The sequence below is a fragment of the Paraburkholderia sp. genome (assembly GCF_035948235.1).
Taxonomy (GTDB): domain Bacteria; phylum Pseudomonadota; class Gammaproteobacteria; order Burkholderiales; family Burkholderiaceae; genus Paraburkholderia.
Genome location: NZ_DASZJJ010000065.1, coordinates 14928 through 34916, shown reverse-complemented (window position 1 = coordinate 34916; position 19989 = coordinate 14928). Strand labels below are relative to the sequence as shown.

The 19989-nt window shown below is 65.2% G+C and carries 21 protein-coding genes; 16 read left to right on the top strand and 5 right to left on the bottom strand.

The features are described from left to right. A partial coding sequence (locus VG320_RS04415) for a hypothetical protein (RefSeq protein ID WP_327198927.1) occupies nucleotides 1-206 on the top strand: 206 nt, incomplete at its 5' end. Between the two features lie 4 nt (nucleotides 207-210). Here the strand turns inward: VG320_RS04415 and VG320_RS04410 are convergent. Continuing rightward, entirely contained in the window at nucleotides 211-1602 is a 1392-nt protein-coding gene (locus VG320_RS04410) for a PLP-dependent aminotransferase family protein (protein ID WP_327198930.1), read from the bottom strand. A gap of 192 nt (nucleotides 1603-1794) precedes the next feature. Between VG320_RS04410 and VG320_RS04405 the strand changes: the two genes are divergently transcribed. Together VG320_RS04405 and VG320_RS04400 are read left to right on the top strand one after the other, a co-directional pair. Then, nucleotides 1795-2697: a DMT family transporter gene (locus VG320_RS04405; protein WP_327198926.1), complete on the top strand. Its 903-nt coding sequence runs from the start codon at nucleotides 1795-1797 to the stop codon at nucleotides 2695-2697. A gap of 107 nt (nucleotides 2698-2804) precedes the next feature. Then, nucleotides 2805-3347, top strand: coding sequence for an N-acetyltransferase family protein (locus tag VG320_RS04400; RefSeq protein ID WP_327198925.1), 543 nt, complete (start codon nucleotides 2805-2807; stop codon nucleotides 3345-3347). A 36-nt stretch (nucleotides 3348-3383) separates the two neighbouring features. Here the strand turns inward: VG320_RS04400 and VG320_RS04395 are convergent, their stop codons facing one another. After that, nucleotides 3384-4286 (bottom strand): LysR family transcriptional regulator, encoded by a 903-nt coding sequence (locus VG320_RS04395; protein WP_327198924.1) that lies wholly within the window; start codon nucleotides 4284-4286, stop codon nucleotides 3384-3386. 102 nt (nucleotides 4287-4388) lie between these two features. Here VG320_RS04395 and tam point away from each other — a divergent pair, with 102 nt between their 5' ends. Together tam and VG320_RS04385 are read left to right on the top strand one after the other, a co-directional pair. Next, entirely contained in the window at nucleotides 4389-5198 is an 810-nt protein-coding gene (gene tam, locus VG320_RS04390; protein WP_327198923.1) for a trans-aconitate 2-methyltransferase, read from the top strand. A 117-nt stretch (nucleotides 5199-5315) separates the two neighbouring features. After that, nucleotides 5316-6182 (top strand): mechanosensitive ion channel family protein, encoded by an 867-nt coding sequence (locus tag VG320_RS04385; RefSeq protein WP_327198922.1) that lies wholly within the window; start codon nucleotides 5316-5318, stop codon nucleotides 6180-6182. Between the two features lie 3 nt (nucleotides 6183-6185). Here the strand turns inward: VG320_RS04385 and VG320_RS04380 are convergent, their stop codons facing one another. After that, complete coding sequence (locus tag VG320_RS04380; protein ID WP_327198921.1) at nucleotides 6186-6737, bottom strand: putative glycolipid-binding domain-containing protein; 552 nt, start codon at nucleotides 6735-6737, stop codon at nucleotides 6186-6188. A 199-nt stretch (nucleotides 6738-6936) separates the two neighbouring features. Here VG320_RS04380 and VG320_RS04375 point away from each other — a divergent pair, with 199 nt between their 5' ends. The 7 genes from VG320_RS04375 (at nucleotide 6937) to VG320_RS04345 (ending at nucleotide 12888) form a co-directional block, all read left to right on the top strand. Next, complete coding sequence (locus tag VG320_RS04375) at nucleotides 6937-7881, top strand: urea transporter (RefSeq protein WP_327198920.1); 945 nt, start codon at nucleotides 6937-6939, stop codon at nucleotides 7879-7881. 12 nt (nucleotides 7882-7893) lie between these two features. Beyond that, a complete protein-coding gene (locus VG320_RS04370) occupies nucleotides 7894-8667 on the top strand; it encodes a class II aldolase/adducin family protein (RefSeq protein ID WP_327198919.1) in 774 nt (257 codons plus the stop codon). A 36-nt stretch (nucleotides 8668-8703) separates the two neighbouring features. Next, on the top strand, nucleotides 8704-8892 hold the full coding sequence (locus tag VG320_RS04365) for a 4-oxalocrotonate tautomerase (RefSeq protein WP_027819518.1): 189 nt from the start codon (nucleotides 8704-8706) through the stop codon (nucleotides 8890-8892). 448 nt (nucleotides 8893-9340) lie between these two features. Next, nucleotides 9341-10804 carry a cytochrome ubiquinol oxidase subunit I gene (locus VG320_RS04360; RefSeq protein WP_327198918.1) on the top strand — a complete coding sequence of 488 codons (1464 nt, stop codon included), beginning with the start codon at nucleotides 9341-9343 and terminating at the stop codon, nucleotides 10802-10804. A 61-nt stretch (nucleotides 10805-10865) separates the two neighbouring features. Next, entirely contained in the window at nucleotides 10866-11870 is a 1005-nt protein-coding gene (cydB, locus tag VG320_RS04355) for a cytochrome d ubiquinol oxidase subunit II (RefSeq protein ID WP_327198917.1), read from the top strand. Further along, nucleotides 11845-12006, top strand: coding sequence for a hypothetical protein (locus VG320_RS04350; RefSeq protein WP_327198916.1), 162 nt, complete (start codon nucleotides 11845-11847; stop codon nucleotides 12004-12006). Before cydB ends, VG320_RS04350 begins: the two co-directional genes overlap by 26 nt. A 93-nt stretch (nucleotides 12007-12099) precedes the next feature. After that, nucleotides 12100-12888, top strand: coding sequence for a hypothetical protein (locus VG320_RS04345; RefSeq protein ID WP_327198915.1), 789 nt, complete (start codon nucleotides 12100-12102; stop codon nucleotides 12886-12888). 24 nt (nucleotides 12889-12912) lie between these two features. Here the strand turns inward: VG320_RS04345 and VG320_RS04340 are convergent, their stop codons facing one another. Continuing rightward, the gene (locus tag VG320_RS04340) at nucleotides 12913-13590 is read right to left on the bottom strand and encodes an isoprenylcysteine carboxylmethyltransferase family protein (protein ID WP_327198929.1); all 678 of its coding nucleotides are present in this window, start codon (nucleotides 13588-13590) and stop codon (nucleotides 12913-12915) included. Nucleotides 13591-13661: 71 nt separating this feature from the next. Then, a complete protein-coding gene (locus tag VG320_RS04335) occupies nucleotides 13662-14504 on the bottom strand; it encodes an arylamine N-acetyltransferase (protein ID WP_327198914.1) in 843 nt (280 codons plus the stop codon). Nucleotides 14505-14881: 377 nt separating this feature from the next. Between VG320_RS04335 and VG320_RS04330 the strand changes: the two genes are divergently transcribed. The 4 genes from VG320_RS04330 to VG320_RS04315 all read left to right on the top strand — a co-directional run bounded on the left by VG320_RS04330 (nucleotide 14882) and on the right by VG320_RS04315 (nucleotide 19940). Next, nucleotides 14882-16288, top strand: a complete 1407-nt coding sequence (locus tag VG320_RS04330) for a carbohydrate porin (protein WP_327198928.1) — start codon at nucleotides 14882-14884, stop codon at nucleotides 16286-16288. A gap of 96 nt (nucleotides 16289-16384) precedes the next feature. Then, the gene (locus tag VG320_RS04325) at nucleotides 16385-17542 is read left to right on the top strand and encodes a hypothetical protein (protein ID WP_327198913.1); all 1158 of its coding nucleotides are present in this window, start codon (nucleotides 16385-16387) and stop codon (nucleotides 17540-17542) included. Between the two features lie 3 nt (nucleotides 17543-17545). Then, nucleotides 17546-18859: an iron uptake transporter deferrochelatase/peroxidase subunit gene (gene efeB, locus VG320_RS04320; RefSeq protein WP_327198912.1), complete on the top strand. Its 1314-nt coding sequence runs from the start codon at nucleotides 17546-17548 to the stop codon at nucleotides 18857-18859. A 61-nt stretch (nucleotides 18860-18920) separates the two neighbouring features. Next, nucleotides 18921-19940 (top strand): iron ABC transporter substrate-binding protein, encoded by a 1020-nt coding sequence (locus VG320_RS04315; RefSeq protein WP_327198911.1) that lies wholly within the window; start codon nucleotides 18921-18923, stop codon nucleotides 19938-19940. Nucleotides 19941-19989: the final 49 nt, after the last annotated feature.

Below are 19989 nucleotides of genomic sequence, written 5' to 3'. Positions count from 1 at the left end.
TGCTTGTGCTTGTGCTTGTGCTTGTGCTTGTGCTTGTGCTTGTGCTTGTGCTTGTGCTTGTGCTTGTGCTTGTGCTCGTGCTCGTGCTCGTGCTCGTGCTCGTGCTCGTGGTCCTTCAGCAAATGCTCGCGACCGACGAACTGAAGGCGTGGGGCTGGCGCATGCGCGCCCCCAGCAAGGCAGGTTATCTACGTCACGAACCGTAATTGCTCAGGCGGGCGTTGCCGCGCGCTCCATCGCGCGCTGCAAGGTCTCGTAGACCTTCGGCCGGTTGCACTGCGAAACATTGAAGCGCAGAAAACTCCCTGCCGTGCGCGACACGCTAAAGACGTTGCCCGGCGCGAGCACCACCCCATCCGCCAGCGCCTCGCGCGCGACCTGCGCGGCGTCGAGTCCATCCGGTAGTTGCGCCCACAACAACATGCCCGCCTGCGGTCGCGTCCATGCCGTCAGTCCCGCCGACGCGAGACGGCGCACGGTATCGCCCATCGCATCCGCGAGCCGCGCGCGCAGCCCATCCAGATAGCGCCGATACGTGCCGTCCACCAGCAGACGCTGCACCAGATCGGCTGCCAGTTCCCCATTGCCGAACGACACGGCGAGCTTGAGATCGACGAGCGGCTCGACCCAATCCGCGCGCGCCGCGATATAGCCGCAACGCGCGGCCGCCGTCATGGTCTTCGAGAAACTGCCGATCGCCACCACGCGCGCAAGACCGTCGAAGGCCGCGAGACGCGGCGCGGGATCGGTCTCGAAGTCGGCGAAGATATCGTCCTCAATAATCAGCAGATCGTGCTCTTCGGCGAGCTTGAGCAGCCGATGCGCGATGGCGGGCGCGAGCGTCGCGCCGGTCGGATTGTGGATCGCCGAGTTGGTCACGTACAGGCGCGGCCGATGCGCCGCCAGCACGCGCTCGAACGCCGCGAGATCGGGGCCGGTGGGCGTATAGGGCACGCTCACGACCTGCACGCGATGCACGCCTAGCAGCGCCTGGAAATTGAAGTAGCACGGATCGTCGACGACCACGGTGTCGCCCGGTTCGAGCAGGAAGCGGCACAGGATGTCGAGCGCCTGGCTGCCGCCGTCGGTCAGGACGATCTGTTCGGGCGCGGCCTCGATGCCGTGCTGCCCGAGCCGCCACGCAAGCTGCTGGCGCAACGCGGGCAGGCCCAGCGGCGTGGCGTAATCGGTAAGCTGGGCGCGCGGATCGCGGGCGATGGCGCGCAGCGCGCGCCGCACCGCGTCCTGGGGCAACCACGTGGCGGGCAACCAGCCGCAGCCCGGACGCAGCGCGCGCGCATCGGTTTCGAGCGACTGGCGCGTGAGCCAGAGCGGATTGATTGCGCGGTCTATTTGCGGGCCCGGCGCACCGGTCGTGCCGAACATGCCGCCTTGCCCGCGCGCAAGCGCAGCCCCATGAGCCGCCACGAAGAAGCCGGAACCGCGCCGCGCCGCCAGCGCCCCTTCGGCCACCAGACGCTCGTAGGCCTCGACCACGGTGGACTTCGACACGCCCATCTGCTCGCTCATCACGCGAATCGACGGCACGCGCGCACCCGCCGCGAGCGCGCGTGCGGCGATGCGTTCGCGCACGGCCTGCATCACCTGCTCGACGCGGGTGAGCGCGGGCACTGTCCTCCCTGCTGCTCCGCTGCCTGTCTGGTGAGCGTCTTCCATCTGTACTGCTCCGTATTCAATACAGTTTGTCGAAATTGTACTGATGCTTAGCTTACCGGTTTGTCCCCGCGCGCGCATGATCGGCCGATCGGCTTAAGCCATCCTCCTGGTTCCTTCATGCGCAAATCCCTCGATCCCACCACCGACGGCTGGCTCTGCGGCCTTGCAGGCGTGCTGATCTTCAGCGGCTCGCTGCCTGCCACGCGCCTGGCCGTGCTCGGCCTCGATCCGCTCTTTCTGACCGGCGCGCGCGCCACGCTCGCGGGCGCACTCGGCGCCCTGCTGCTGGTGCTGTTTCGCGCCGCGCGGCCCGAACGGCGCGAGTTCTGGCCGCTCGTGATCGTGGCGCTGGGCGTGGTGGTGGGCTTTCCGTTGCTGACGGCACTGGCGCTGCGGCATGTGAGTTCGGCGCATGCGATTGTGTTTGTCGGCCTGTTGCCGCTCTCGACGGCGCTGTTCGGGGTGCTGCGTGGCGGCGAGCGCCCGCAGCCGGTGTTCTGGCTGTTCTCGGCGCTTGGCAGCGCGGCCGTGGTCGCCTTCGCGCTGCGCCATGGCGCCGATGCCTCGCCTATTGGCGACGCACTGATGCTGGCCGCCATCGTCGTCTGCGGGCTAGGCTATGCGGAAGGTGCACGGCTCTCGCGTCGGCTCGGCGGCTGGCAGGTGATCTGCTGGGCGCTGGTGATTTCGCTGCCGGTGATGGCGCCGCTGGCGTGGTGGTTCATGCCCGCTTCGTTCGCGAACGTGAGTGCGGCGTCGTGGTGGGGGCTCGCCTACGTGTCGCTCTTCAGCATGTTGATCGGCTTCGTGTTCTGGTATCGCGGGCTGGCACTGGGCGGCATCGCGGGGGTCGGCCAGTTGCAGTTGCTGCAGCCGTTCTTTGGCTTCGTGCTGGCCGCCCTGCTGCTGCACGAAGCCGTACCGCCCGCGATGATCGCCGTGACGGCCATCGTGATTGGCTGCGTGGCGGGCGCTCGGCGCTTCGGACGCACCACGCCGGTCCCGGCGCGCGCGGGTTGACGCGTCGCGATGACGGATTTTTGACGCGCTTCAATTCGGCGCGCGCGCAAGGCATAGTGGATGCGAGCGCCGCTGCGTAAGCGGCGCACCGAATCCGCATGCCGATCATGAACGCACCGCACACTCCCGCGCCGCAACTGCGCGACGCCACGCCCGCCGACTTTCCCGCCATCGCCGCGATTTACGCCCATCACGTGCAGTACGGCACCGCCTCGTTCGAAGAGACGCCGCCGTCGCTCGACGAAATGCTGCGCCGTCATTGCGCCGTGCGCGAACATGGCTTGCCGTGGATCGTCGCCGAAATCGATGGGCGCGTAGCCGGTTACTGCTACGCCACGCCGTATCGCCCACGCCCGGCGTATCGCTTCACGGTCGAAGATTCGATCTATATCGACGAAAACTTTCGCGGACGTGGTCTGGGCCGCACCTTGCTCGCCGCGCTGATCGAGAGATGCGAGGCGGGACCGTGGCGGCAGATGATTGCCGTGGTCGCAGACCCGCAGGGCGGCTCGCTCGCGCTGCACGCGAGTCTGGGCTTCGAGCCCGTGGGGACGCTGCGGGCGGTGGGCTTCAAACATGGTGCGTGGCGCGATACAGCACTCATGCAGCGTGCGCTGGGTGAAGGGACGCAGAGTACGCCGGAAGATTGAAACTACCAGGGATTCCCAGGTAAACATGCAGGCCGCTCAGCGCGACGCCTGCACCTGCGCCTGATCCAGCAACATGTCATAAAGCGCCTGGGCCGCGGGCGAAAGATGCGCGGCCTTACGCGCAAGCAACACCAATGTGCGCGAGACAGCCGGCTCGATCAACTCGATCACGCGTACCATCGGAAACACATCCTTCTGCACGGCCAGACGCGGCACCACCGCCGCGCCCAGCCCTTCGGCGACGAGTCCAAGCGCGGTCGAACTACGCTGCACCTCGTAGAACGCCCGCAAGCTCACGCCATTCGTTTCGAGCGCCACGTCCAGCAGCCCGCGATTCGCACTCACCTCGCCCGCAAAAATCAGCGCGTGCGCGCCTAGCGCTGCCCACTTCACGCGCCGCCGCCTCGCCAGTGGATGATCGTCGCGGCACACCAGCACATAGGGATCGGTCGTGAGCGGCACGCTCGTCAGTTCGGGATGCTGTTCGCCCGCCACGCCGATGCCAAATTCCGCCTCGCGTCTGAGCACCGCCGCGCGCACATGCGCGGAAGCGTGATCGAGGATGCGCACGCGATCATGCGGACGGCTCGCCGAAAAGCGCGCCAGCACGCGCGGCAGATACTGCACGCCAACCGTCGGCACGCAGGCAATCGACACGTCGCCGCGCTGGCTCATGCCGGTCTCGCGGATTTCAGTGAGGGCGTCGGCCAGTTCGCCCAACAGACGCCTTGCCTGCGGCAAAAACCGCTCGCCGGTTTCGGTGAGCGCGCAATGCCGCGTAGTGCGTTCGACCAGTACGACGCCCAGATACGATTCGAGCTTGCGCAGCCGCTGCGTGATGGCCGTTTGCGTGACGTTGAGCGTCTGCGCGGCTTGCCGGAAGCTGCCGCCTTCCGCGATGGCCACGAATGCCTGCACGCCGAGTGTGTCGATTTTCATCAGAAATTGGCATCAATCAGTCAATTTATTTCATTTTACTGATTTCCAGCACGCGGCCAGAATGCACGCATTCCCCACGACACAGCCCGCAAGGAGACGGATATGGCGAATGCAACCCATACGAATCGTGACGGCTACGCAAAGCAGTACGTACAGTTCGAAAACGAGCGCACGCGCCCGGTGCGCGATCTGCTAGCCGCCGTGCCGGTAACGCCTGTGGCGAACGCCATCGACATCGGCTGCGGGCCGGGTAACTCCACCGAACTGCTGATCGCCCATGCGCCTGAAGCGCGCGTGAGCGGTCTTGATGCATCGGCGGATATGCTCGACGCTGCGCGCGAGCGGCTGCCGCATATCGGCTTCACGCTTGCGGATATCGCGCAATGGAGCGCCAGTGCACAGGACCACGAGCCGCGCTACGACCTGATGCTCGCGAACGCCGTGCTGCAATGGCTGCCCGATCACGACACGCTGTTCCCGCAACTCGTGCGGCGTCTCGCAAGCGGCGGCCATCTTGCGGTGCAGATGCCCGACAATCTCGATGAGCCTGCGCACCGCCTGCTGCGCGAGATCGCCGCGTCGGGTCCGTGGGCGCACAAGCTTGCAGATGCGGCGCGCACCCAGCGCTTCGATGCGCGCCACTATTACGCACTGCTCACGCCGCTCTGTACGCGCGTGGACGTGTGGCGCACGACCTATTACCACGCGCTCGCGGGCGGCGCAGATGCGGTGGTCGAGTGGTTCAAGGGCAGCGCCTTGCGGCCTTTCCTGGCCGCGCTCGGCAGCGACGACGAACGCGCGGCCTTCACCGCGCGCTATCGCGAGGCGATCGGGCAGGCCTATCCGGCGTTTGCCGATGGCACGGTGGTGTTGCCGTTCCCGCGTCTTTTCATCGTCGCGACCCGGGCCTGATCTGAACCACCCGCAACGTTAGCGAACGCATGACGGGCGCATGCGCCCTTAAAATAGGTGCTCCACGCGCGCCGCCTTGACACCGGCACGCCCGCTTATTTCGAGGATCATCGCCCCATGCAATCGCTACTCGCGCACGTTCATCCGTCCAACTGGAGTTTCCTGTGGGACGCGCTCACCGCCTTCGCGCTGCGCCTGTGCGCGGCAGTGGCGATTCTCTGGCTCGGTTGGTGGGTCGCGCGGCGCGTGGGCAACTGGCTCTCGCGCCAGGGCAGCATCGACGCCACGCTGCGCCCTATCGTGCGCGACAGCGCCGTGTGGGGCGTGCGTCTCATCGCCATCGTCGGCGCGCTTTCGCAGATTGGCATCCAGACCGCGAGCATTGTCGCCGTGCTGGGCGCGGCGGGTCTGGCCATCGGTCTCGCGCTGCAAGGCACGCTGCAGAATAGCGCCGCCGGCATCATGTTGCTGCTGCTGCGCCCCTTCAAGGTGGGCGACTATATCGACGGCGGCACCAATGTTGCGGGCACCGTCGAAGAAGTCAATCTCTTCACTACGCGCCTGACCAAGCCGGATGGCATCTGCGAATACGTGCCGAACAGCGCGCTGTGGAGCAATTCGATCCGCAATTACAGCCGCAATCCCACCCGCCGCCTCGATCTGGAAGTGGAAATTTCGGTGCGCGACGATGTGAACCGCGCCATCGACGCGCTGCGCGCGCTCGCCGCCGCCGACCCGCGCGTACTGGCCGCGCCCGCACCGCAAGTGATGGTGACGCGCTTCGACGACAGCATCGCAGTACTGAATATTCGCGTCTGGGCCAATATCGACACGTTCTGGGAGATGCGCTGGGAACTCTCGCGCCAGGTGCGCCAGACGCTCAACGACGCGCACTTCGCGCTGCCGCTGCGCACGCGCGAACTGCATATCGTGCAGAGCGGCGAAAGCACCGTCGATGCGCCCGCCGCCCAGCAGACACCGTAATCTTCAAGGCGAAGGCAAGCGGCGGAACAAGGTGGGATAGTCGATCACGAGGCCATCCTGGTCGATCTTGAGCCGCGCGGTGAAGTCGCGAAAAATGCCTTCGTAGCGATATTCGCGATCCGGCTCGATACACACGTACGCCTGGGCGACGCGCGTGGGCACGAGTTCCGGCGCGGCGATATAAGCGACTTCGATCGGACGGCGCTCGCCGCGCGCCAGTCCCAGACGGCGGATCGGCAGCGAGTTGGTGAACGGCGTGGCCGCAAGGTCGATATCGATGCAGCCTTCAATTGCGTCGAGCGCGCGGCCCTCGCCGTCGTGCCAATGGCCAAGGCCGTCGCCGTACATGGCGAAACTCCCGCCGCCCATCACGCGAAACGCGGCATAGGTCACGCGCCAGAGCGGATCGCAGTGGACCGTGTAGCACAGCCCGTAAGCCTCGCCGTAACGCTGCCCGACCACCACGCTTTCCACGCGGATTCCGTCGCCGCTCGCATCGAATGCCAGATGCTCGATGCCCTCGCCTTCCTTTGAAGCCCAACGTACTTCGCGCATGGCGCTCTCCGTGTTGAAAGTTCTGTGAATTTTCTGCGAATGTTCTGCATCAGCCGTCAGCGGCTATCCTGGCACAGCCCGCAAATAGCGACTATCACGCCTGCGCATACGCAAGACGACGCGCTTCGCCTATCCTCGCGAAGCGGCGCGCATCGCCCGATATCCGCGCCTGCCTGTATTCCTTCGTCTTTGCCCCACCATGTCCACCCACGCGTCCGTTCGAGTCGCCTCCGCCGATTCCGCCGTCAGCCTCGTCGAGCCATTGCGCACGCTTTTGCGCAGCCTCGGCCAGATCGTCCTGCAAAAGCATGCGGGCACGGGCGCATGCGTGCTTGTCGCACTGGCACTGTGCGACCTGAGGCTGGCCTGCGCGGCGCTCATCGGCGCCACGGCCGCCAATGTCTGCGCGCTGCTGGGCCGTGCGCCGTTCGATGCGATCCGCGACGGTCTGGCGGGCTTCAACGGTGCGCTCGCGGGCCTCGCAGCCGTCACCTTCTGCTCCGATACCGCCACGGCTTTCGCGCTCGCCCTGCTCGCGGCGGCGTTCAGCGCGTGGCTTGGCACGCCGCTGGTGCGTGTGTTGGGCCGCGCCCGGCTCGCGGTGTACTCGGTGCCGTGCCTCGCCGCGACGTGGCTCTGGCTCGCGCTGGACGCGGGCGGCGAGCGCGCCGCTTCAGCCGCATCTCCAATGCCTGCCGCCCTGAGCGCGGCCGACGCGTTCGCGGGCCTGATGAGCGGCATCGCGCAGACCGTATTCGCCTCCGGCGCGCTGCCGGGCCTCGTGCTGCTTGCGGGGACCGCGTGGTCGTCGCGGCGTGCGGCGGCGTACGCGCTGGGCGGCGCGGCGCTGGCTAGCGCGCTCGAAATCCTGCTGGGCACGCCGCCCGCGAGCTTCGCCGCCGGGCTGTGCGGCTTCAACGGCGCGCTCGCGGCGCTGGCCGCCAGCGCACTCGGACCGCGCGCCGCAATCTGTGCGACCATGCTGGCCGCGGCCCTGCACCTGGCCGCTGCGCGCCTGGGGCTGCCCGCAATGACCGCGCCGTTCGCGCTCGCGGGCTGGGCTGTGCATCTCGCGTGGCGTTTGCGGCTGCGCAATCACGAATCAAGCCGATCCGGCCAGTCGAACCACCGCATCGTCCGCTGAAGGAGAGCCGCCATGTCATTCGCCCATCGCCCGGCCGGTATCGCCGAGGCCACGCCAATCTCCGCAGCCGAACAGCAACTGCGCATCGATCTCGCTGCCGCCTACCGGCTGATCGCGCTGTACGGCTGGGACGACCTGATCTACACGCATGTCTCGGCAGCCATCCCCGGCGAGCCGGGCCGCTTCCTCATCAACCCGTTCGGTCTGAGGTTTGACGAGGTGTGCGCCTCGAACCTCGTCAAGATCGACACCGAGGGCCGCATCGTCGGCAACAGCGCGCATCCCGTCAACGCCACCGGCTTCGCGCTGCACGCGGCCGTGCATCTGGCGCGCGCCGACGCCGTCTGCGTCATGCATCTGCACAACACGGCGGGCATTGCCGTGTCGATCCAGCGCGACGGTCTGCTACCCGCCTCGCAGCATGCGCTGCGCTTCTACGGCCAACTGGCATGGCACGATTACGAGGGCCTGGCGTTCACGCCCGCCGAGGGTGCGCGCCTGACCGCCAGTCTCGCCGACAAACCCGCGATGCTGCTGCGCAATCACGGCACGCTCACCACCGGCCGCACCGTTGCCGAAGCCTGGGTGCTGATGGCCACGCTCATCAAGGCCTGCGAGATCCAGTTACAGGCGCAGGCCGGCGGCGTGCCGCTCGTCATGCCGCCGCCCGAGGTCTGCGCGCGCACTGCCACGCAGTTGTACGACGGCGGTGCAATCGAAGGCGAACTCGAATGGCCCGCGCTGCTGCGCAAGCTCGATCGCATTGATCCGTCGTATCGCGATTAAACCCTCATCGTTTAGCCCATTCACCAGGAGATCCGCATGCCTACGTTCCACGTCGAATTGTTCGAAGGCCGCAGCGTCGAGAAGAAACGCGAACTCGCCGCCGCACTCACCGAAACCACCGTCAAGGTGCTGGGCTGCGACGCCCAGTCCGTCGATATCATTTTTCACGACGTCAAACCGGAAAACTGGGCGACGGCCGGCAAGCTCTGGAGCGATCCGCGCTGAGCATTGCGTAATCATTTACATCGTCATCCTGATTAATTAGTTACGCGCGTCACCTCTCCAGCGACGCTTCTTTTCTCTGCCGCCTGCGCCCAGTAGAAAATCCGGTTCGAACACCGTTTCTTCGCGCACCTGGGCCAATTGACGCACCACGCGCGCGCACCCCGAAAATTGACGCATATTGCCGCAGCGCGCATACATTGCGTTAAATCAAGCGACGTCGAATTTCCCCTTTAACTCAATCCATATCAATGCTTTAGCGCATGCAATCGTCACTTGACGATTGATTACTGCGACATGCTGGCGCATCGGGCGGCACAGCAAAACGCGCGCGCTTCCCCTACGCTTACGTCCATTCGCACGACGCTTCGCGCGACGGTTTCCCCGCCGCCGCATTGCGCGCGCCGTGCAGGTTTTCCGACGAACAAGCAAGCCACACGTACGCACGCACATGCCCCCGTCACTCCCCGCCTTGCCGGCACTATCGGCATTCGATCTGGCCCGGCTCCAGTTCGCCTTCACGGTCTCCTTCCACATCGTCTTTCCGGCGCTCTCCATCGGTCTCGCGAGTTTTATCGCGGTGCTTGAAGGGTGCTGGCTCAAGACGCGCCAACCCTTCTACAAAGAGCTTTGCCACTTCTGGTCGAAGATCTTCGCCGTCGCCTTTGGCATGGGCGTGGTCTCCGGCGTGGTGATGAGTTACGAGTTCGGCACCAACTGGGCCGGCTTCTCGTCGTTCGCCGGTCCCGTCACCGGGCCGCTGCTGATGTACGAGGTCATGACCGCGTTCTTCCTGGAAGCGGGCTTCCTCGGCATCATGCTGTTCGGCTGGAATCGCGTGAGCGAGCGCGCCCACTTCGGCGCCACGCTGATGGTTGCCATCGGCACGCTGATTTCGACGTTCTGGATTCTGGCCTCGAATAGCTGGATGCAGACGCCGCAGGGCTTCAAGATCGAGAACGGCCACGTCGTGCCGGTCGACTGGCTCAAGATCATCTTCAATCCGTCGTTCCCGTACCGCCTCGCGCACATGGCGATCGCCGCCTTTATCGTGGCCGCGCTGGTGGTGGCCGCAACGGGCGCGTGGCATCTGCTCAAGGGCCGCCGCGATCCGGCCGTGAAGAAGATGTTCTCGATGGCGCTGGGCCTGCTGCTCGTGCTGGCTCCCGTGCAAGCCTTCGTAGGCGACGCGCACGGTCTGAACACACGCGAATACCAGCCCGCCAAAATCGCCGCGATCGAAGGCATCTGGGACACCGAACACGGTGGCACCGCGCTCAATCTGTTCGGCATTCCCGACATGAAAGCCGAAACCACGCGCTACGCCCTGCAGGTCCCGCACCTGGGCAGCCTGATCCTCACGCATAGCTGGGACGGCGAGATTCGCGGTCTCAAGACCTTCCCGCCTGAAGACCGCCCGAACTCGACGCTGATCTTCTGGACCTTCCGCGTGATGGTTGGCTTAGGCATCCTGATGATCGTGCTGGGCGTGGCCGGCTGGTGGCTGCGCAAGCGTGGCACGCTGTATGAATCGAAGCTGTTCCAGCGTTTCGCGCTGGCGATGGGTCCGACCGGATTCATCACGCTGCTCGCAGGCTGGATCACCACTGAAGCGGGCCGCCAGCCGTGGGTGGTCTATGGCGTGATGCGCACATCGCAGGCTGTGTCGCCGCTCACGGCACAGCAAGTAGGCATTTCGCTGATGGCGTTCTTGTTCGTCTATTTCCTCGTGTTCGGCACCGGCATCTACTACCTGCTCAAGCTCATGCGCAAGGGCCCGGCGCTGCCTGGCGACTCCTCGCATGGCGGCCACGGCGATCACGACGCTGGCGCGGCGTTTGCCCATCCCACCATCGCCGCGAACCAGACCGCACGCCGCCCGATGGTCGCCGCCGACGAACTGATCGACGCCTGACACACGCGCGCATCAACTCGCAGCGACCCTTCATACGCATACAGAAACGAGGCAACGCAACATGGATGTCACCGTCATCTGGGCCGCGATCATCGCGCTCGGTCTTTTACTCTACGTCGTGCTGGACGGCTTCGATCTGGGCATCGGCATCGTCTTTCCGTTCTTCCCCGACGAGGATGAGCGCAATCTGATGATGAACACCGTCGCGCCCGTGTGGGACGGCAACGAAACCTGGCTGGTGCTGGGCGGCGCGGGGCTGTTCGCCGTGTTCCCCATCGTCTACTCGACGGTGCTCTCGGCGCTTTATCTGCCGCTCATCTTCATGCTGGCATGCCTGATCTTCCGCGGCGTGTCGTTCGAGATCCGCGCCAAAGCCAATCGCACCAAGCATCTGTGGGATCTGGCCTTTATCGGCGGATCGACAGGCGCGGCGTTCTTCCAGGGCATCGCACTGGGCGCTTTCCTGCAGGGCATTCCGATGCAGGACGGTCACTTCGCTGGCGACGCCTTCGGCTGGCTCACGCCGTTCAGCCTGCTCACGGGCTTTGGTCTGGTGGCCACCTATGCGCTGCTCGGCAGTTGCTGGCTCGTCGCCAAGACCGAGGGCGATCTACAGCGCCGTCTGCACAAGCTCGTGTGGCCGCTCACGGTCATGCTGCTGGGCTTCATCGCGCTCGTGAGTCTGTGGACGCCGCTGCAGGATCCGTCGATTGCCCATCGCTGGTTCTACTCGGGCCTGTTCTGGCGTCTCGCGCCGGTGCCGCTGCTGGTGGTCGCCTGTACCGTCTGGATGCGCTGGGCCGTGCAGTCGCGTCATCACAAGACGCCGTTCGTGGCTGCGCTGGCGCTCGTGCTGCTTGGCTACGTGGGCCTGCTCGTGAGCCTGTGGCCCTACGCGATCCCGCAGCATCTGACGCTCTGGGAAGCCGCCGCGCCGCGCGAAAGCCAGGTTTTCACGCTGATCGGCGCATCGTTCATCCTGCCCATCATCCTCGCCTACACGGCGCTCGGTTACTGGGTCTTTAGAGGCAAGCTCCGTCATGGCGACGCTCACCACTACCATTAAGAAGCGGGGTAAAGAGCGCGCCCTGCCCGGCTGGCTCTGGTTCGTGCTGCTGTGGTGCGGCGGCGTGGCCGGGGCGGTGTCGCTCGGTTACGTGTTCAAGATTTTCATGAACCTCACGCTGTTCGCCGTGAAATAGAAGAAGGAATCGCGCACGACCGTGCGCACAGCCGCACCAAACGCCCACGCCGCGTTAGACTGTAGGCCGTCTGTAACTTCGATCATAAGAACCATGCAACAGATGACCTTCATGGAATGCGTGAAACGCGCGTGGGCGAGCGCCGGGGAAGCCGTCAGGCGCATGCCTGCCGTGGTGCTGGGCGCATTCGTGCTCTATGCGGCGCTCGGCTGGCTCGCGCTGGCCGGCAGGCCCATGCCGGGCGAAGGCGACGTGCCGTCCACCGGCCTCGTGTTGCTGGGCAATCTGGCGTCGATCTTCAACGCCCTCGTCTACCTCTGGTTCACGCTGAAGATCTACCGCTTCGTGCTGCTCGACGAGCGCACCGCGCCGATCCTGCCCAATGGCGCGCGGCCGATGCTGCGCATGCTCGGGCTGGGCGTGCTGATGATGCTGTTCTTTATCGCCACCGGCGCTGGATCGTGGCTGGCGCTGCGTCCACAGACGGCGGCCAGCGAGCTCTTTCTCGCGCTGATCGTCGCGGCGATCTGGGCGTTCATCGGCGTGCGCGTGTGCCTGCTTTATCCGGCGCTGGCGATCGGCGGGCGCTTCTCGCTGGGCGCGGCGTGGCGCGATACACAGGGACACTTCTGGACTCTGTTCGGCGTGTCGTGCGTGGCGGCGCTGCCGCTGCTGGTGTGCGGCGTGATCGTGCTGATCGGCATGGGACTCGCGGGCATTTCGCCTGCCGTGGTGCAGACCCCTGGCTGGGTCACGGCGCTGGCAATCGCCCAAAGCGTCGCGAATCTTGCCTTCGCGTTGCTCACCAGTTCGGCGCTGGCGTGGCTTTATCGGCGCTATGCGAATGCGCTGGGGGCGTCCGCTGCTCCGTCATCGCACTGAATCCGCTTCAGGTCGCGCCCGGCCTCACCACACGCCGGGCACGAACCGATACTTCACCCGCTCCAGATACGCGCGATAGCCCGGCAGTTCCGCGGCCAGCGCGCGCTCTTCGCGCACGGCGCGCCAGCCCACTCCCGCCACCATCAGCGGCACCCACAACAGCCCCCACCACGATCCCAGCATGAGCGGCGTGCCCGCCAGCAGCAGGATCGCGAATGCGTACATCGGATGGCGCACATAAGCATACGGGCCGCTGTCGCTCACGGCATGGCCGCGCTCGCGCTGGATCTTGACGACGGGCGCGGCATAACGGTTCGCCGCGAAAACCCCGCGCGTCGCGTAGATGTCGGCGAAGATCGCCATCGCCCCGCATACGCTCAGCCACGTGGGCACGCGCGACCAGTGAAAACGCACGGCGTCCAGGCCGATAAAACACAGCCACGCACACCACGCGAGCGCCACCGCCACCATGAAGATGCGGTCCCAGCGCGCCTGCTCGCGCTGCGTGAGCGGCGCGAGGCGCTCGGCGAGCAAACCGGGATCGGTGCGCGCGAGCCACATGCCGATCCATGCGCAGCATGCGGCCCATTCGAGCAGCCAGAGCCAGGCCGCCGTCCACGCCAGCGTGCCCGCCGCGACGAACAATAAAGCGCCCTGGAACACCAGCCAGATGAAGGTTTGCGCGAAGAGCCGCGCGACCAGCGGCTTGTTCATCGTCTCCTCCTTCGCGCTGCCCGTGCGCGCGAATCCAGCTCACGGGTTTGCGCATTGCGTCAGCGCTCGCTGCTCTGTTCGCGCCCTTCCACGCGCGCAAACATCGCAGGCAGATCGAAACCTGCCGTATCGAGATTGAAGCACTCCTGCAAGCATTGCGCGAGTTCGTCCACGCTTTCGATAAAGCGCTCGGTCAGGCGCTGGCCGTTGCCGTCGCGCTCCGTGTAGCGATCGTTGAACAGCACGGCGCGCCGTCCTTGATGCGCGATGCATGCGATCAGGTTATCGCGGAAAAACGATTGCGGCGCAGCCGACGTGTACCAGTTGGCCACTTCGTAATCGACCCACTGCGCGGGCGCATCGTCGAAGCGATAGACGTCGAGCCACGCCTCGCCGTTAAAGGTTTCGAGCTTCCACTCGGTCTGACCGAGCGGGGCGAGACGCGCCGGTTCGAGCAAGGTCTGCTGCACGCCGCGCTCGGCGAACGCAAGCGGCGTGCTCAGCGACGCGCCGCCGAAGCCCACATCGGCCAGCCATGCCTGTCCCTCTATGCTCACGCGCAGCAGCATATGCGTGCGCGGTGTGCTCGCACCGGCGGGATGACCGTAGAGCACGCGCGCCGCCATCGGCTCGACATCGAAACCCAGTTGCATGAGCACGTTGGCGAACAGCGTGTTGTGTTCGAAGCAGTAGCCGCCGCGCCGCGACGACACCAGTTTCGCGACGATCGCGGGCAGCGCGACCGACACGCGCCGCGCGCAGAACGGATCGAGATTCTCGAACGCGATCGCGCGCGGATGCCGGTCATGCAGCGCGCGTAAAACATCGAGCGACGCTTCGCGCGGACCGTCGTAGCCGATGCGGGAGAAATAATCGTTCAGATTTACCTGATATTCGGACATCGATCACCTGCAAAAAATTTTAAGTAGCGCCACCAGAAAGCGGTGTTCTAAATCGGCAATTCTCGCGTTAATTCCTCATACCGTATAGCTTCAAACTGACCATCTGTAATGATCAGGATCACCCATGAAAGCACAACGTAAACAACACGCTTACGGCGCGTAATTAATGTGAGAATCATTCTCATTTGTGTTGACGCCTATATTACCGATGAGTACGATGGCGCCGTCCCGGAGACAAACGATTCAGGCGTGCCAATAACGGCAAGCATGGAGATTCGATCCCGCTATAAAGAATTAAATAAGTAAGGAATACGATGAAATTCAACCGGTCAGCGCGCTCGTTCGGACGGCGTACGCCTGCCCTTCGGGGTCTCGCGATGTGGGCGGCCTGCGCCACGTTCGCCTGCGGCGCCGCTCAAGCACAAACGAGCAACCCCGATGCCGCACCCGAAGCTCCCGAGGCCGATCTCTCGATCAAGGCACAGCCGTCGAACTTCATGACCGGCCTCTGGACGCGCCAGAATCTGCTGGGCGACATGGGCGGCCTGCGTCCGTGGCTCGGCAAGTACGGCGTGACGTTCGAGCTGACCGAGACGAGTGAATATCTTGCCAACCTGCGTGGCGGTCTGAACCGCGGCGGCGCCTATGACGGTCTCACCACCGCGACGGTACAGGTCGATACGAGCAAGGCGCTGGGCATTCCCGGCGGCCTGTTCAACATCAGCGCGCTGCAGATTCACGGTTCCAATCTGAGCGCGCGCAATCTGGGCACGCTCAACACGGCGAGCGGCATCGAGGCGCAGGACACCACGCGTCTGTGGGAGATGTGGTACCAGCAGTCCTTCCTCGACAAGAAGCTCGACGTCAAGGTCGGTCAGCAGAGTATCGACCAGGAATTCATCGCGAGCCAGTACGCGGCGCTGTTCGTCAACACGATGTTCGGCTGGCCCGCGCTGCCCTCGTACGACATGCCGTCGGGCGGCCCGGCTTACCCGCTTGCGGATCTCGGCGTGCGTGTGCGCGGCCAGATCGCACCGTCGCTCACCGGTTTGATCGGCGTGTTCGATGGCGACCCGCTGGGTAACAATCCGAATAACCTTAGCGGTACGAACTTTAATCTGCACAACGGCGCGCTGGTGATCGGCGAGCTGCAGTATGCGATCAACCAGCCGTCCGAAGGCGAACTCGTGAGCGCGGACAGCCACGCGTTGCCGGGCACCTACAAACTGGGCTTCTGGTACAACAGCAACTCGTTCGCCGACCAGCACTACGACAACACGGGTCTGTCGCTGAACAATCCGGCGAGCACTGGCATCGCTGCGCAGCATCATGGCGACTACAGCATCTACGCCGTGGCCGATCAAATGATCTGGCGTCCGGACCCCGACGAGCCGCGCAGCATCGGCGTGTTCGCACGCGTGATGGGCGCGCCGGGCGACCGCAATCTCGTGAGCTTCTCCGCGAACGCGGGCATCGTGATGAAGGCGCCGTTCAAGGGCCGCGATAACGACAGCGTCGGTCTCGCCGTCACCTACATCAAGGTCAGCAACGCGCTGCAAGACCTCGATCTGGACTATCGCAACTTCAATGCCAGCCCGTACGGCGTGCGCACGCAGGAAACCACGCTCGAAGCGACCTACCAGTACCAGGTCACGCCGTGGTGGCAGTTGCAAGCCGATGCGCAGTACACCTTCAATGCCGGCGCGGGCCAGAATCCGAACGACCAGACTGCGCCGCTGCGCAATACGTTCGTGTTGGGCGTACGCACCAACATCACGTTCTGATCGCTGCATCCGTTTATGTCTAACACCAAGTCCTCACGCTCCCACGCCGCGCACATCGATGTGCGCGCGTGCCCCTGTGAGGCACGGAGAAATACCATGAATCACGCCATGCGCAAGCTGATGCTGTGCTCGGCTCACGCCACCCGCGCGGCGCTCGCGCTCTCCGCTGCCGCCGTGCTCGGCGCGCCGCTCGCCGCCCATGCCGACCCGCAAGGTCTGCTCGAAGTCGTCCACCATCACACCACGCTCATCAACACGGTGCCCGATAACGGCGACCAGAATCCGTATGCGATCTTCGTCGCGCCGGTGAGCGCGGGCGCCGTGAAGCAGGGTGACGTGCTGATCGACAACTTCAACAACGCCGCCAACCTCCAGGGAACGGGCAGCACGATCGTCGACTATCATCCCGACACGAAGCAGATGACGCTGTTCGCGACGATCCCGCGCGACCTCAAGGAATGCCCCGGCGGCGTGGGTCTGTCGACCGCGATGACGATGCTCAAGTCCGGCTGGGTGATCGTCGGCAGCACGCCCAGCAACGACGGCACGACCGGCACCAAGGGCGCCGGCTGCATGATCGTGCTCGACAGCGGCGGCAAGATCGCCAAGGTCATCAGCAGCCCGAACATCAACGATCCGTGGGGCAATATGGCGGTGGTCGACAACGGCGACCACGCCACGCTGTTCGTGAGCAACGCCGGCTTCGGCGTGGGCGGCGCGGACGGCAATCCGCCCGTGTTCAAGCAGGCCACGGTGCTGCGCATGGATCTGGACATCCCCAACGGCCAGGCGCCGGTGGTGAAGAGCGAAACCGTGGTGGCGAGCGGCTTCGGCGCACAGGCAGATAAAGGCGTGTTCCTCGTCGGCCCGACGGGTCTCGCGCTTTCGCCCGATAACAAGCTGCTGTACGTGTCGGACGCGATCGGCAACCGCATCAACGTGATCGAAGATCCGCTCACGCGCGACACCAGCGCGGGCGTGGGTCGCCAGCTCACCGCCGACGGTCTGCTGCACCGCCCGCTCGCCATGATCCTGACGCCGCAGGGCCATCTGCTGGTGACGAATGCGCTCAACGGCCAGGTCGTGGAAATCGACCCGGTCGCGGCGAAGCAACTCTACGCACGCTGGATCGATACCGACAAGGCGCAAACGCCGCCCGGCAACGGCGACCTGTTCGGCATCGCGCTGACTCCGGCTGGCGACGGCTTCTACTACGTGGAAGACGACGTGAATACTCTTGTGCTGGCGAAATAAATCATGTCCTCCGATGAATCCCAAAACCGGCCGCGGCAACCCGCGCGGCGCGGTTTCCTGAAGGCGGGCGGCGCGGCCGTCGCGGCGGGCGCCACGCTCGGCGCGACGCTTGCGCAATCGCCGGCCCAGGCCGCCGAGGCGAAGCACCGCCCGGCAGCCGCCGACCCGTACACCGCTGTCGAGCCGTTTTACGCGCCCCATCAGGGCGGCATCGTCACGCCGCAACAGGCCCATACCTATGTGGCCGCGTTCGATCTGACGACCACCTCGCGCGACGACGTCATCAAGCTGCTGCGCCAGTGGACCGAGTCCGCCGCGCGCATGACGCAAGGCCAGAGCGCCGAGGCGCTCGAAGGCGTAAGCGAAGACAAGCCCGCGCCGGATTCCGGCGATGTGCTGGGCCTGGGCCCGGCAGGACTCACAATCACGTTCGGCTTCGGCCCCGGGTTGTTCATGTCCGAAGGCAAGGACCGCTACGGCATCGCCAGCAAGCGCCCCGCCGCGCTCGTCGATCTGCCGCGCTTTAACGGCGACCAGCTGATCCCCGAGAAAACCGGCGGCGATCTCTACGTGCAGGCCTGCGCCAACGACGCGCAAGTCGCCTTCCACGCGGTGCGCCAGCTCGCGCGCCAGGGCTACGGCATGCTGCACATGCGCTGGGGCCAGGCGGGCTTTCTGTCGGGTCCGCGCGGCCAGACGCCGCGCAACCTGATGGGCTTCAAGGACGGCACCAACAATCCGCCGACCAGCGACGCCGCCGCGATGAAGGAATTCGTCTGGGCCACCGCCGCCGACGCGCCCTGGATGCAGGGCGGCACCTACACCGTCGTGCGCCGTATCCGCATCACGCTCGAACACTGGGACCAGATGGAAGTGGGCTTCCAGGAACAGGTGTTCGGCCGTCGCAAGTACAGCGGTGCGCCCATCGGCAAGGACAAGGAATTCGACACCGTCGACCTCAACGCCGAGGACAAGGACGGCAATCCGCAGATTCCGGACAACTCGCACGTACGCCTGTCGAATCGCGCCTCGAACGACGGCGCGCAGATCCTGCGCCGCTCGTATTCGTACAACGACAGCACGAACTTCTATATCGAGCGCTGGCCGCCATGGCGTCAGGAAACCGAATATGACGCGGGCCTCATATTCGTCGCCCACCAGGCCGACCCGCGCAAGGGCTTCATTCCGATCAACGAGAAGCTCGCGAAGTTCGACATGATGAACCAGTTCACGACCCACGTAGGCAGCGCGATCTTCGCGTGCCCGCCGGGCGCGAAGCCGGGTTCGTACATTGGCGCCGAGCTGTTCGAGGCCTGAAAACAGGTCTCTTTACACGTATTCGACACACGCAATCGACAAGAACGGATAACGACCGATCATGAAAACAACATTCTCTGGCGCGCGTCTGCGCGCCGCCGCTCTCGCCCTGGCCGTCGCGGGCATGGTGCCGCTCGCCGCGCACGCCGCTTCGATCACGCTCTACAACGCCCAGCACGAGCAGGTCGTGAACCAGCTTGCCAAGGACTTCCAGCAGCAGTCCGGCATCGACGTGAAGATCCGCAGCGGCGAAGGCCCGGCGCTGGCCGCGCAGCTCGTGGCCGAAGGCGAGAAGACGCCCGCCGATGTCTACTTCACCGAAAACTCGCCCGAGCTGATGCTGCTCGAAGAGAAGGGCCTGCTCGCGCCGGTGCAAAAGAGCACGCTGGCCGAAGTGCCCGAGCGCTACAACTCGCCGGCCGCACAATGGGTCGGCGTGACCGCGCGTGAAAACGTGCTCGCCTACAACACGGCGAAGGTGCAGGCTTCGCAATTGCCGCAATCGATCTTCGATCTGGCCAAGCCCGAGTGGAAGGGCAAAGTGGGCATCGCGCCGAGCGACGCCGACTTCCTGCCGCTCGTCGACGCCGTGCTGGCCGCCAAGGGCGAAGCCGCCACGCTCGCCTGGCTCAAGGGTCTGAAGACCAACTCGCAGGTGTTCGACGACGACGAAGGCGTAGTGGCCGCCGTGAACCGCGGCGCCGTGGCCACGGGCATCATCAACAACTACTACTGGGACCGCCTGCACGCCGAGATCGGCGACAAGCAGACGCGCAGCGCGGTTGCGCACTTCGCCGATGGCGACGTGGGCGCGCTCGTGAACGTCTCGGGCGCCGCGATCCTGAAGGCCGCGCACAACCCGGACGGCGCGCAGAAGTTTCTCGCGTATCTGGTGAGCGCGCGCGCGCAGAAACTCATGGCGCAAGGCCACATCAGCTATGAATATCCGCTGCGCCCTGGCGTGGCGGGCGACCCGATCAACAAGCCGTTCGACCAGTTGAAGCCGCCTGCGCTGACGATCCAGCAGCTTGGCGACGACAGCCAGGCCGCGCGTCTGCTGCGTCAGGCCGGCCTGCTTTGATCCAAATGCAATTCACAAGGATGCCTGATTAAATTGTGAGCGATGCTGT

Coding starts and splice junctions, on each gene's coding strand:
- VG320_RS04410 (WP_327198930.1), bottom strand. CDS start 1,602: ATGCAGGCCGTGCGCGAACGCATCGCCGCACGCGCGCTCGCGGCGGGT.
- VG320_RS04405 (WP_327198926.1), top strand. CDS start 1,795: ATGCGCAAATCCCTCGATCCCACCACCGACGGCTGGCTCTGCGGCCTT.
- VG320_RS04400 (WP_327198925.1), top strand. CDS start 2,805: ATGAACGCACCGCACACTCCCGCGCCGCAACTGCGCGACGCCACGCCC.
- VG320_RS04395 (WP_327198924.1), bottom strand. CDS start 4,286: ATGAAAATCGACACACTCGGCGTGCAGGCATTCGTGGCCATCGCGGAA.
- tam (WP_327198923.1), top strand. CDS start 4,389: ATGGCGAATGCAACCCATACGAATCGTGACGGCTACGCAAAGCAGTAC.
- VG320_RS04385 (WP_327198922.1), top strand. CDS start 5,316: ATGCAATCGCTACTCGCGCACGTTCATCCGTCCAACTGGAGTTTCCTG.
- VG320_RS04380 (WP_327198921.1), bottom strand. CDS start 6,737: ATGCGCGAAGTACGTTGGGCTTCAAAGGAAGGCGAGGGCATCGAGCAT.
- VG320_RS04375 (WP_327198920.1), top strand. CDS start 6,937: ATGTCCACCCACGCGTCCGTTCGAGTCGCCTCCGCCGATTCCGCCGTC.
- VG320_RS04370 (WP_327198919.1), top strand. CDS start 7,894: ATGTCATTCGCCCATCGCCCGGCCGGTATCGCCGAGGCCACGCCAATC.
- VG320_RS04365 (WP_027819518.1), top strand. CDS start 8,704: ATGCCTACGTTCCACGTCGAATTGTTCGAAGGCCGCAGCGTCGAGAAG.
- VG320_RS04360 (WP_327198918.1), top strand. CDS start 9,341: ATGCCCCCGTCACTCCCCGCCTTGCCGGCACTATCGGCATTCGATCTG.
- cydB (WP_327198917.1), top strand. CDS start 10,866: ATGGATGTCACCGTCATCTGGGCCGCGATCATCGCGCTCGGTCTTTTA.
- VG320_RS04350 (WP_327198916.1), top strand. CDS start 11,845: ATGGCGACGCTCACCACTACCATTAAGAAGCGGGGTAAAGAGCGCGCC.
- VG320_RS04345 (WP_327198915.1), top strand. CDS start 12,100: ATGCAACAGATGACCTTCATGGAATGCGTGAAACGCGCGTGGGCGAGC.
- VG320_RS04335 (WP_327198914.1), bottom strand. CDS start 14,504: ATGTCCGAATATCAGGTAAATCTGAACGATTATTTCTCCCGCATCGGC.
- VG320_RS04330 (WP_327198928.1), top strand. CDS start 14,882: ATGTGGGCGGCCTGCGCCACGTTCGCCTGCGGCGCCGCTCAAGCACAA.
- VG320_RS04325 (WP_327198913.1), top strand. CDS start 16,385: ATGAATCACGCCATGCGCAAGCTGATGCTGTGCTCGGCTCACGCCACC.
- efeB (WP_327198912.1), top strand. CDS start 17,546: ATGTCCTCCGATGAATCCCAAAACCGGCCGCGGCAACCCGCGCGGCGC.
- VG320_RS04315 (WP_327198911.1), top strand. CDS start 18,921: ATGAAAACAACATTCTCTGGCGCGCGTCTGCGCGCCGCCGCTCTCGCC.